We start from the raw sequence: 12,158 nt of genomic DNA on the forward strand, positions 1-12,158 counted from the left end.
GTGCCGAACCTCCGCAGCAGCACGTGGGACCCCGATTCCACCGACCGTCGCTCGCAGTTCCGTACCCACGACAGAAAGGGCAACTATGCGAATGCCGAACTCCGGTGACCGCCGCTGGCGAGCACCGGTCGTCGCGATCGCGGCCGTTTCGGCCGTGCTCCTGGTCAGCCCGGCCTCGGCCGTCACGCCACCGGCCGACGACGCCGGCGCGAGCACCGAACTGAACCGGCTGCCCGACGAGGCGGCCAGCGTGGTGGAGGTCCTGCTCGCCGACCGCGACGAGCTGGACGAACTCGTCGCCACCGGCGTCGACCTCGACCACCACGTCGAACAGAGCGAACAGGGCATCGTCGTCCACGCGGTGGTCACCTCGACCGAGGCCGCGGCCCTCCGCGCCCGGGGCTACCGGCTCGGCGAGACCCTCCTCCGGCCCAGCGACTCGGCGGACCGCGTCGAGGAACGCGAAGCGACCATCGCCGCGCACGTCGCCGAGAACCGTGCGTTCACCGCGGCCCTGCAGACCTCCGAGACCTCGGACGTCAAGATCATCCGCGCCGACTACTACACCTCGGGGACCAACCAGATCCTGTCGGTCGAGGCGAAGTGGGCTCAGGGCCAGACCTCGACCAGCACGCTCACGGTCGTCCGGGACAGCGGCCCCGGCACGGAGCTCGGCTCGGGCGGCAGCCAGACCATCTCCCGCTTCGTGGACGCCGGCGTCTACCTGTACCACCGGGGCGCATCGACGGTGACCACCCGGCCGGACCGGATCCGGATCACCAGCCCGACCGGTGGGGTCGCCATCGCCCAGGTCAAGGAGTGGCTGCCCATCCCGGCCGACAACCCGGAGGGCCCCGGCTACCAGAAGGACTTCGTCACCAGCTACCTGACCCCGACCGAGCTGTACGCACGGATCCACCAGCTCGCCGCCGAGTTCCCCGACCTGGCCGAGATCGTCGAGCTGCCGTACAAGACGAACGGCTACCGCCGCAAGGCGCAGGTGGTGCTCGGCACCACGAACGCCAACCGGGTGGCCGTCGACTCGCTGGCCTGGGGACACGAGGGCGGCAATGGCATCTCGGTCGAACTGGTCAACCCGGGTGCCGCCAGCCGCCCGCTGTCGGTGAGCGTGACCGGCAAGGACATCAGGGTCAGCCTGGCGACCAACGCCAGCGGCGCACTGACCAGCACGGCGGCCCAGGTCGCCGCGGCGTTGAACGCCAACGCCGGGTCGTTGGTCCGGGCGTACACCTACCGCGGTGACGCCGGTGCCGGTGTGGTCGCGGCCGCCGCCAAGACGGTGCTCACCGACAACCTGAAGGCGCCGGCCAGCGTCTCCCGCGATCCTCACCCGGTGTACGCGATCCGGATCGGCAAGGTCCGCGACGGGTCCAAGACGGGTGTCCTCGCGTACGCCCAGGAGCACGCCCGCGAGTGGGTGCCGCCGCTGGTCGCCGTCGAGACCGCCGAGCGGCTGCTGCGCAACTACGGCCACGACGGCCACACCAAGCAGCTGCTCAACAACCTGGACATCTGGATCGCCCCGTCGGTCAACCCGGACGGCGGGCACTACTCGTTCTACGACTTCAACTCGCAGCGTCGGAACATGACCAACCACTGCCCGTTGACCGGGTCGGCCGACGCGCTGGCCCGCAACTCGTGGGGCGTGGACAACAACCGCAACTACACCGAGTACAGCCTCTTCGACGGCTACTCGGGCGCGTCCAGCAGTTGCACCAGCGACACCTACGCCGGCCCGAGTGAGCTGTCCGAGCCGGAGGACAAGAACGTCGACTGGCTGGCCCAGCACAAGAACATCAAGTTCTCGATGAACCTGCACTCCTCCGGCAACTACTTCATGTGGTCGCCGGGGGCGTACGCCACCCCGGGCCGGATCTCGGCGCCCCGCCCGACCCTCGCCGAGGAGTCGTTCTTCTGGGGGGCCTCGTCGCGGATCCTCACCGCGATCAAGCGGCAGCGCAACATGGCGGTGACGCCGGCCCGGACGGGCCCGATCTCCGACGTGCTGTACTCGGCGGCCGGCAACTCCGGCGACATGCTCTGGTACAAGTACGGCATCTACGCCTGGAACTTCGAGGTCGGCACGTCGTTCCAGCCAGGGTGGGACGAGGCGCACCAGGAGACGATGGAGTTCTCCAACGGCCTCGTCGAGCTGATGCGGGTGGCCCGGGACTTCGACACCGACTACCAGCGGCCGAAGAGCGGCCTGTCGGTGAAGCCCAGCGCCACGGCCGGCATGGTGGACGTGACGTTCACGGTGAGCGAGCCGGCCGCGGTGTTCTACACCGTCGACGGCAGCGCACCGACCTACGCGTCCAAGCTCTACGCGTCGGCGGGGATCCGGGAAGGCGGAGAGACGCTGACCCTGCCCGTCGGTACGAAGATCCATTGGTTCTCGGTGGACGCGGCCGGCAACGTGGAGAACAACTACCGCGCTGACGGCACGGGCAAGAACTTCCTGAAGGGCAGCGCGGTGCTGCCCACCAGCTAACGGAAACCGACCCGGGTGCCGGGTACGGCGGCGCACGCCCCGTACCCGGCAACCGGCCGTTGCCGTACATCGCTGCTGGCATCAGGCCAGCCGTTGGATGCGAACCTCTGGGCGCTTGTTTCTCAGGTGGGCTTGCTTATGCTGGCGGACCTGCTCGTGCCAGACCTCCTGGTCGTAGTCCGGGTCGGGCGGGATCCACCGGTGGGAGCCGTCGCTGTAGTGGAACTTCTCATCACCCGGCCGCAGGATGCTCACCTGATCCAGCCGAGAAAGCGTCGATGCAGCACTCCCGCCGGGAGCCAGGCCAGATCCTCCGAGGCACGGATCAAGTGGGCACCCAGATAAAGGGCCAGGGACACCGGCGCCCCTTCGAACTCCGCGCGCAGTTCCCGCTGCCGCGTGCGACACGGCCAGGGCGCGTCGCAGCCGCCGCAGCTCCAGATCGGGAGGACAGGACCGTGCGTGGTCACCCCTGGCCTCCGAGCACCGTCACCGTCAGGTGCCGCGCCTGCCGGCTGGTCGCCCACTCGACCTGCCAGCACGGGTACGGAGTGAGCCGCGCCCACCACGCGCGGCACCCGGTGCACAGGCCGTCGGTCCCCGGCAGATGTGCGGCCAGGATCCGCCGCTCATCGTCGTTGCTCACTGCTCCTCCTCCGCGGGCCAGTGGCCGCGGTTGATCGGGATACGGTGCTGGCTGCGGCACGGCAGATCCGCTCCACATCGGCAGACCCACTTCCACCTCCGCCAGGACCAGGCCGGTCGGTGCCGCCGCGCCAGCGTCATGGCGACCGCGCTGAGGTACTGGTCGTAGGTGACCCGCCGCCACGGCGGTGTTCTGTACCGCATCGCTGTCTTCCCTTCGCCAGGCATCGCGACAGGACCGACCCGCACCACGGGACCGGCTGTGGAACGTTCGGTAACTGCGACGCTACGATCACGGCGACGATGGTTGGACTCACCAGCGGTACGAGTGAGCAGGCCATGATTCCCGCCACGAGGGTGGTTCAGGCGGGAACGTCGACCACCGGTCAACGTAGGGATGCCAGATGTCAGGTCGCGGGCGATCAGGGCGCCAGCGCGGCGAGGTAACGGGTTATCTGCTGAAGCTGATCCGCGAGTCCATCCCGCTCACCCAGGAGCAACTCGCCGTTGAACTGGGCCTCGACCGCGCGACCGTGCAGAGCTGGGAGTCAGGACGGCGACCCTTCACCGCCGTGTCGTTCGGACAGGCGATCGCGATCCGCCAAAGGCTCGGACGGCTCGGCGCGAACACGGCCATGCTCGCGGCTCTCGACGACGCAGCCGAAGCAGACTTCATCCTCACCGCAGTCCTCGACGACCACGTGGAGCGCACAAACGTTGCCGAGCAGCCTCTCGGCTGGTCTGTGCTCACGCACCGCCTAGCCGACCTGATCCTCTGGGCCGTCCTCGGGCAGACCCCCACCTTCCTCAGGAACCTCCCCACACCCCACCACCGACGGGGCCCGGTGGCCACTGCGCCGCTCCTGCCCGCCGACCAGCGACCCATCTTCTTCGGCCACCTTCACGTGCTCGCTGACCGGTGCGCCGCCGAGCGTCACCCGAACGTCCTGCTGCACCGGCAAGCCTGCTTCCTCGCCGGGATGGACCCCACCGGGGCCTCCGCAGCCTGGCTCGCGCAGAGCAACTCCCGAACAGCCCGCCGGACAACCGCTTTCCACACCTGGTCGCCGTTGTGGCCCGACGCCCGCTCAGTGGTCACCTCGCTGGCCAACCAGGGCGACCCGGAACCCCTGCGAGACTTCATCGCCCGCGCGCACCCGGACGACGCCTGCGAACGAGCGGCCCTCAACTACTCCGCCTACTGGGTCGGCGAGATCCCGTATCGCCAGCGCGACGACTCCTTCATGCCTGCCACCCTCCGCGACTGGCGTGGCTTTCTGCTCTTCAGGCACCTGGTCCAGCGCCTGGAGCCAGGGCACCCGTTCGTGGACCTCAACATCCACAACCTCTGGGCCCTGCTCACCGTACGACGCGGCCTCGCGCTCGACGATCCCGGCGCCGGGCGGGCCCTCGTTGACCGCAGCGCCACGCTCCTGGACAGTGACCGAATCTCCGCGCAGTCCCGCCGGGAACTAACGTCTATCGTCTACAGCCTGCGAGCAGACGGACTCACCGGCACAGGGACGGGCAGATGAGCGACGACCATGACGCCGCCGGAGCGATGACCTTCATCTTCGAAGCGGGCGTACTCAAACGCGCAGCGCGCACCGGCTGGTGGTTCGCCGGCGTCAAGCACCCCGAATCCATCGCCGAACACTCCTTCCGGACTGCGCTCATCGGCATGATGCTCGCCGCCATGGAGGGCGCCGATCCCGCCCGGGTGTCCATGCTCTGCGTTCTGCACGACACCCAGGAAACCCGGATCACCGACATCCCCCACATCGCCAAGCGCTACCTCACCGCCGCACCCAACACCACCGTCACCGCCGACCAGGTCGCCAACTGCCCACCGGCCGTCGCCGACGTCATCACCGCCGCCGTCGCCGAATACGAAGCCGGCGAGACCCTCGAAGCCACCGTCGCCCGCGACGCCGACAAGCTCGAATGCCTCGTCCAAGCTGTCGAATACCGCCACCAAGGCATCGACAACGTCCAACGTTGGATCGACAGCTCACGCGCGGCGCTCAAGACCACATCCGCCCAACGCCTCGCCGACGCCGCCCTCAACGGACAACCCCTCGCCTGGCTCAACCCACCCGAGTCGCCGGAGTAGCCCCACCTCACTATGCGTTGAACTGCAACCGGCTGATCGGCATGTGTGGCTTATGACCGCTCGACTGCTGGCAGAGTTGGGCGTGCCACACGAAGCTTTGAGGCCAGCGTTCGAGCGGTTTGAGAGGTACCAGCAGTTTCTCCGGAACGCGAAACGGGACTGCCCTCAAGTGCATGGGGAGGGTTAGCGCACTGGCGACTGCATGTCAAGGGGTGGGGGCGACGAGTCGGCGCATAGGGCGGTGCAGACCTCTCGGACGATGTAGCGCTTGAGGCAGCGGAGGATCTCCTGCTTGCTCAAATCCGCTGAGACGCATGATGCCCGCCAGCGCCGACATCGACGACGAATCCATGAAGAGTCGCGTGGCGAGGGCGCCGGGCACGGGTGGAACCCGTGCCCGGCGCCGACTGGACTACAGCGAGCGGACTCGCACGTCGCGGAACTCGATCAGGTCGTTCGTACCGTGGTTCTGCAACCCGACGAACCCGCTTAGGAACTGCCGCAGGTCGGTCGGCGGGTCACCCGCACGGGACGACGCCTTGCCGGGCGTGTTGTCGAACTCGTTGATCACCACGCCGTTCCGGATGATCGTGTAGTGCTGCCCGACCACCCGGACCTCGTAGTCGTTCCATTGGCCCTTCGGGGTCGCCCCGGCCTTGTCCAGACCCTGCGGGTCGAAGTTGTAGATCGACCCGGTCTTTTGCACCTCGCCGGTCGGCCCGTCGTAGATCTGGATCTCATGGCCGCAGTAGATCGCCACCCAGGCCTGCGAGCTCCGGGCCGAGCCGACCGTGCCGCAACTGCCGGCCGGCCGCTGGTCCAGCGGGATCCGCGGGTCCGGGAAGCGGGTGAATACCCCGCTGTTGGCGTACGTGGTGCCGGCGGACACGTCCCGGAACTTCAGCCGAAGCGAGAAGTCGGCGAACTCGTCCTTGGCGTACCAGAGCATGCCGAGCCCGCCCGAGCTGCGGATGGTCCCGTCTCGCTGGAGGGTGAACGATCCGCTGGGCGCCTGCCGCCAGTCGGCGAGCGACGCCGCGGTGCCGTCGAAGAGCGACTGGTACCCGGCGACCTTGCCGATCTTCGACTGGGCCGCGGAGGTCTGCAGCTTCTGCGCCTCCTTGTTGTCCACGATGCTGCCGGCCCGCAGGTCGTTGACCACGTCGGCGACGTGGCTGACGAACTGGCCGTGGTTCGTCCAGTTCCGCTCGTCGTCGATCAGGTCGTTGATCGTGCAGCCGCCGCCGGCCACGTGGTTGGCCACGCCGGTGTCGGTGTCCAGCAGCTGTACCGTCTTGCGGGTGTCCGGCGCGGGGCAGCCCGTGGTGACGGTGATCTTCGCGGTGGACACCTGGCCGTCGGCGTACGTCACCTTGAGGGTGGCCTCGTAGGTGCCGTAACCCGCGTAGGTGTGGGTCGGGTTGGCCTCCCGCGACGGCGCGCTGCCGTCACCGAAGTTCCACTCCCACGCCACGCCGCCGGCCCGGGCCGACGAGAACGCGATCGTCTTCGGCTGGCTCGGCGTGACCGCCCGCCAGGTGGCGTCGCTCGGCCGCGGCGTCGCCTCGCCACCGGTGTACACGATCCGGATCAGCTTCTGGTTGGAGTGGAGGCTGAAGAAACCACCGGCGTAGTCGAGCATGTACAGCGCCCCGTCCGGGCCGAACTTGGCGTCCATCCAGGACTGGAGCTGGGTGCCGCCGCTGCCGGAGCGGATGATCTGGCGCAGGTCCTCGGCGAACGCCGGCGGGCCGGCGCTGGCGACCTTGGCCGGGTCGACCGTGACGGCGATCCGGTTGTTGGCGTTGGACTCGTCACCGATGAACCACTTGTTGTCCCAGTACGCCGGCCAGGCGACGCCGCTGTCGGTGTCGACCTTCGACCGGTGGTAGGTCGGGCCGTCCATGATGGCCTGACCGCCGCCCTTGAGGTACGGCTGGGTGAAGGTCTCCTCGCCCACCACGTACGAGGGCAGCCCGCTGCCGTCGGTCCGCTTCGGGTAGACCGGGCCACCGCCCTGCGGCGAGTACCAGATCATGTTGTCCCGGGCGGGCGGGATGTTGACCAGGCCAGTGTTGCGCGGCGACTCGTTCTTCAGGTTGTCGCAGTCGTACCAGCCGGTCAGCACGTTGGCGTCGCTGTTGCTGCGGTCCCGGTAGGGCTGCCGGTTACCCATGCAGTACGGCCAGCCCTGGTTGCCCGCCGACGTGATGATCGTGGCGGTCTCGTACTTCGCCGGGCCGAGCTGCGGGTCCGGGGCGCCGGCGTCCGGGCCGACCCAGGCCGCGGTCAGCCAGTGGTTGACCGGGTCCCAGGCGATCCGGGCGATGTTGCGCACGCCCATCACGTAGATCTCCGGGCGGGTCTTGCCGCCGCCCTCCTCCTTGCCGGTGAACAGGTTCCCGGCCGGGATGGTGTAGGTGCCGTCCGGCTCCGGGTGGATCCGGATGATCTTGCCGTTGAGGTCGTTGGTGTTGCCCGAGGTACGCCGGGCGTCCTGGAACGAGGTGCCCTTGTAGTCCTGGGTCCAGTTGTTGCCGGAGTAGCCGCTGGAGCCGCCGGAGGAGTTGCTGTCACCGGAGCCGATGTAGAGGTTGCCGCTCTCGTCGAACGTCATCCCGCCACCGGCGTGGCAGCAGCTGTGGATCTGGGTGTCCCAGCTGATCAGGTCCTTGCGGGTGCTCTGGTCGAGCGTCTGGTTTGCGGCGTCGTAGGTGAACCGGGAGACGGTCCGCTTGCCGATCCGCTTGTCCCGGTCGATGGACTCGTGCGGCATCCAGTAGACGTAGACCCAGCCGTTCTGGGCGAACTTCGGGTCCAGGGTGATGCCGACCAGGCCCTCCTCGTTCTTCACCAGCTCGCTGCCGCTGCCCCGGTTGCCCATCACGGCGAGGGTGGTCAGCAGCTTGACCTGCTTGGTCTTCGGGTCCCACTGGTGGATGGTGCCGCAGCCCAGACCGACCTTGGGGTCGTCCCAGCTGACGATCGGCCCGCTCGGGCAGGCGGCCTTGCCGATGTAGAAGACCTTGCCGTCGGGGGCGATGGTGAGGCCGTGCGGCTCACCGATCTGGTCGAGCTGCCCCGACTGGTTGGTGGTGGTGAGCCGCTCGATCCGGTAGTTCGAGGCGATGGTGGCCTGGCAGTCGCCGCGGACCAGGCCCGCCGACCACTTGATGGCCCCGGCCAGGTGGCCCTGGAACTGCTTGTCGCTGGTCCAGCTCGCCTCGGTCCGGCCCATCCCGGTGTAGAACGACCGGCCACCCTCGTAGTCCTGGCACCAGGAGATCGGGTGGAAGGCGCCGTTACCGCTCAGGCCCGGGTTGTAGGTGTTCTCCTCGACCTGGGCGATGGTGTGGACCTTGCCGATCGGGCTGGGGTCCCAGTTGATCCACTGGTCGGAGCGGGTCCAGGTCAGCGGCAGGTCCTTGTTGGCCGGGTGCTGCCGGTCGGTGAGGTCGATGGTGGCCTTCTGCACCGTGCTGTCCGGCGCGGGCCCGGCGTCCGGCCCGATCAGCCACAGCTCGGCCAGCTGCACCAGCGGCTCGCCGCTGTTCGCCGTGACGTTCAGCCGGTAGTGCTGGTAGGCCGTCGTGTTGGTGAAGCTGTACTGCTTGGTCTGGAACCGCTGCGGGAAGGTCTCGTTGCTGCGGCTGTCCAGGTCGGTCCAGGTGGAGCCGTCGTTCGAGCCCTGCAGGGTCCAGTTCTTCGGGTCGCGGCCGGGGAAGTCGTTGGCCGAGGTGAGCGCGTACCGGCTCACCACCACCGGCTTGGCCAGCTTCGCCGCCAGCCAGCCAGTCGGGTTGAACGTCAGCCACTTGGTGCCGGTCGAGCCGTCGATGGCCTTCGCGGCGGTCTCGTTCGGCGGGTTCTCCGCGCTCGCGGTGGCCGAGACGGGCTTCTCGGCGTTCGGCAGGCTGGCGGCCGGGCGGGTGCCGATCAGGCCGGTGAACCAGGAGGACTCCGGCTGGGCGCGCGCCGCGTCGTGGACGCCGACGAAACCGCCGCCGCCCTTCACGTACGCCTGGAAGGCGGCCTCCTGGGCCTCGTTGAGGGTGACGCCGTTGGCGGAGAGGAAGACCACCGCGCGGTAGCGGGCCAGGTTGCCGAAGGTGAACACCGCCGGGTCGGCGGAGTCGTCGACGCTGAAGCCCTGCTGCTCGCCCAGCTCACGGATGGTGGCGGTGGCCCGGGCGACCGGGTCGTCCTGCTTGTCCACCGGGCCATGGAAGACCAGCACCTTGACCGCCGCGGCGGCCTCGGCGGCGGCCGCCGCGGGGGTGACCGCCTGGGCGGGCAGGGCCAGCACACCGAGCGCCAGGGCGGCGCTCGACGCCAGGGCGCCGATCCGGCGCCCGCGGGTACGACGTGCTGCAGCCGGGGTGAATGGTGTGGGTGTGGTGGTGGATCCCGTCGAGTCGGCGCGGGAGCGTCCGACCCATCGGGAGAACCGGAAATGGCGTCTGTCGGCCATCTCGACTCCTCCTGGTTTGAGGGACAGGTTCTTCCGGGTCGTCCATCTGCCGGTGAGGTGAGGCGCTCACCGGAGCACTGGGTGCGCGACCGCCGGCGCCACCCGGATCGGGCGGCCGGTGCGGCGGGTCGCTGGTGGTGGTGCCGGTCCGGGGGCTGCTGGCCGACCGACGGCGGTCAGCAGCCCCCGGATCCGTCACTTGTGCTGGTGCTGGCCGCCGTCGGCAGGCGCCGCGGCGGCGCCGGCGGCGCCAGTGGTGCTGGTGGCGCCGGCCGTGCCAGTGGTGCCGGTGGCGCCGGCCGCGCCGTGCTGGTGGCCCATGCCGGGCGGCATGTTCCCGTTCTCGTCGAGGACGTGCAGCATCGTCGACATGCCGGCGTCGGAGTGGAACTGCATGTGGCAGTGCAGCATCCAGTGCCCCGGTCCGACCGAGTCGCCGGCCACCACCTGGACGCCGAAGGAGTCACCGGGGCCGAGCGTCTTGTTGTCGATGATCGGTATGGAGTCGACGAACGGCTGCCCGTTGTTGCTGATCACCCCGGTGCGGGTGTCCGCCCAGGAGTGCCCGTGCAGGTGGAAGGTGTGCATGTCGTTGCCGATACCGACCACGACGAACTCCACCCGCTCGCCCTTGCGGGCGACCAGGCAGCTCGGGCCCGGCTGCGGGTTCACCTCGGTGCAGGTGTCCGTGGCGGCGCCGCGGCGTAGGTTGATGCTCTGCCGGTCACCGAAGACCACCGTGTAGGTCCGGTCCGGCTTCGGGTCGCCGGGACGCCGGACGACCAGGCCGCCGAAGAGACCGGACGAGAGCCCCTGGGTGCCGTGCGGGCCGCCCACCACGTGGTCGTGGTACCACCAGTAGCCGGCCGTGCCCTGCGCCCCGGTCCGGTTGTTGCGCGGCTGGGCGTACCAGGTGTAGGTGCGCGATTCACCCGGCGGGACGTACGACGCGCTCTGCACCGTGCCGTCGGACTGCTGGGTGTACTTGACCCCGTGCACGTGCAGCGAGACGCCCAGCGGGTGGGCCGGGTCGGTGCGCAACGCCGCCAGGGTCTCGGCAGACACCTGGTTGTGCAGGGTGATGGCAAGGCACTCCCCCTCCATCATCTCCATGAGCGGGCCCGGGTAGGAGGCCGTCTGCGGAGTGAGCCCGTAGCCGAGCCGGATCTGCGTGCCGTCCTTGGGCAGCTCCACCGCGTACAGCTGGATGCTGCGGTCGGGCTTGCCGCAGCCCTCCGGCTTCTCGGCGAACATCCCGGTGCCGGCCGCGGCCAGCCCGCCGGCGCCGACGAGGGTGAGCAGTACGACGGCCGCGACCACCAGCATCCGCCGGGCCCCGCTACGCGGGCGCTCGGTCCGGCCGCCCAGCGGCCCGGTGGCCTCGCTCGTCGGATCGGCGGCCGGCTCCGGCTCGGGTGCCGGGTTGCCGTCCTCGACCAGCCGCCAGGCGCTCATCGGGCACCCCGCAGCTCGACCAAGCGCTGGTAGCTACGCTCGGCGGCGCCCAGCGACCCCGGCGGGTTCGGCTGCGCGCTCGGCGCGGTGTCCTGCTCCCACAGGAACTCGAAGCGGCCCCGGCCCTTGAGCTCGCCGAAGAACTCGTGGAACGGGATGACCCCGGCCCCGAACTCCACGTCCAGGTAGGAGTTGCCCTGCTGCGGGTTGGGCAGCGGCACGCCGTCCTTGACGTGGAACAACGGGAAGCGGTGCGGGTGGGCGTTGACGTAGTCGACCGGGCGGAAGCCCGGGTACTTCCGTGCCCCGCCGTACGCCCACAGGATGTCCATCTCCAGGAACACGTACCGGGGGTCGGTCAGGTCCAGGAAGAGGTCGTACAGCCGCACGTCGGGTCGGTCCGTCGCGAAGCTGAACTCGATGGTGTGGTTGTGCTGGTAGAGCTTGATGCCGCGGGCCGCGGCGGCCTCGCCCCACGCGTTGAACTCGGCGGCGGCGGCCTGGTAGCCGGCGATGGTCCGGTTGCCGGTGGGCGCCTCCGCCGTGCCGATCGCCGGCATGCCGAGGATCTCGGCGACGTCCAGCTCCCACTCCAGGTTGGTGCGGAAGTCTCGCAGCCCGCGGTGGCTGCCGGCCGCCTTCAGCCCGTTGTCGTCGAGCAGCTGCCGGATCTGCTCCGGGGTGATGGCGCCCAGTGAGCCCTGGGTGTAGCCGGCGAACTCCACCTCCCGGTAGCCGATGCGGGACAGCTCCTCGAAGACGGCCGCGAAGCCGACCTGGGCGACCTTGTCGCGGACGCTGTAGAGCTGGATGCCCAGGTGCCCTTGCGGGATGAGCTTGCCCTGGCCCCCCTGGTCAGCCCCGGCCGGCACGGCGCCGGCGAGACTGGCCGCGCTGACCGCCACCGTGGAGCCGGCGAGGCCCCGCAGCAGGGTACGTCTGTCGATTCTGTTCCTTGCCAT

Annotated in this window: 9 protein-coding genes; 3 read left to right on the forward strand and 6 right to left on the reverse strand. The window is 69.5% G+C overall.

All coding sequences use genetic code 11. The features are described from left to right. Window positions 1-85 precede the first annotated feature (85 nt). A complete protein-coding gene (locus ABZ783_RS08960; RefSeq protein ID WP_357435555.1) occupies window positions 86-2,512 on the forward strand; it encodes a M14 family metallopeptidase in 2,427 nt (808 codons plus the stop codon). Between the two features lie 81 nt (window positions 2,513-2,593). Here the strand turns inward: ABZ783_RS08960 and ABZ783_RS08965 are convergent, their stop codons facing one another. The 3 genes from ABZ783_RS08965 to ABZ783_RS08975 form a co-directional block, all read right to left on the reverse strand. After that, the gene (locus tag ABZ783_RS08965; protein ID WP_357435556.1) at window positions 2,594-2,767 is read right to left on the reverse strand and encodes a hypothetical protein; all 174 of its coding nucleotides are present in this window, start codon (window positions 2,765-2,767) and stop codon (window positions 2,594-2,596) included. Window positions 2,768-2,978: 211 nt separating this feature from the next. Next, window positions 2,979-3,158: a hypothetical protein gene (locus tag ABZ783_RS08970; protein WP_357435558.1), complete on the reverse strand. Its 180-nt coding sequence runs from the start codon at window positions 3,156-3,158 to the stop codon at window positions 2,979-2,981. Beyond that, window positions 3,155-3,361, reverse strand: coding sequence for a hypothetical protein (locus ABZ783_RS08975; RefSeq protein ID WP_357435560.1), 207 nt, complete (start codon window positions 3,359-3,361; stop codon window positions 3,155-3,157). The genes ABZ783_RS08970 and ABZ783_RS08975 overlap by 4 nt, the downstream gene beginning before the upstream one ends. 200 nt (window positions 3,362-3,561) lie before the next feature. Here ABZ783_RS08975 and ABZ783_RS08980 point away from each other — a divergent pair, with 200 nt between their 5' ends. Then, on the forward strand, window positions 3,562-4,692 hold the full coding sequence (locus ABZ783_RS08980) for a helix-turn-helix transcriptional regulator (protein WP_357435562.1): 1,131 nt from the start codon (window positions 3,562-3,564) through the stop codon (window positions 4,690-4,692). Next, window positions 4,689-5,270 carry an HD domain-containing protein gene (locus ABZ783_RS08985; protein ID WP_357435564.1) on the forward strand — a complete coding sequence of 194 codons (582 nt, stop codon included), beginning with the start codon at window positions 4,689-4,691 and terminating at the stop codon, window positions 5,268-5,270. The genes ABZ783_RS08980 and ABZ783_RS08985 overlap by 4 nt, the downstream gene beginning before the upstream one ends. 412 nt (window positions 5,271-5,682) lie before the next feature. Here the strand turns inward: ABZ783_RS08985 and ABZ783_RS08990 are convergent, their stop codons facing one another. From ABZ783_RS08990 to ABZ783_RS09000, 3 genes are all read right to left on the reverse strand, one after another. Continuing rightward, the gene (locus tag ABZ783_RS08990; protein ID WP_357435566.1) at window positions 5,683-9,741 is read right to left on the reverse strand and encodes a ThuA domain-containing protein; all 4,059 of its coding nucleotides are present in this window, start codon (window positions 9,739-9,741) and stop codon (window positions 5,683-5,685) included. Between the two features lie 195 nt (window positions 9,742-9,936). Further along, window positions 9,937-11,196 carry a multicopper oxidase domain-containing protein gene (locus tag ABZ783_RS08995; protein WP_357435568.1) on the reverse strand — a complete coding sequence of 420 codons (1,260 nt, stop codon included), beginning with the start codon at window positions 11,194-11,196 and terminating at the stop codon, window positions 9,937-9,939. Next, window positions 11,193-12,158 carry a sugar phosphate isomerase/epimerase gene (locus ABZ783_RS09000; RefSeq protein WP_357435570.1) on the reverse strand — a complete coding sequence of 322 codons (966 nt, stop codon included), beginning with the start codon at window positions 12,156-12,158 and terminating at the stop codon, window positions 11,193-11,195. Before ABZ783_RS09000 ends, ABZ783_RS08995 begins: the two co-directional genes overlap by 4 nt.

The organism is Micromonospora sp. NPDC047738 (assembly GCF_040642675.1).
Taxonomy (GTDB): Bacteria; Actinomycetota; Actinomycetes; order Mycobacteriales; family Micromonosporaceae; genus Micromonospora.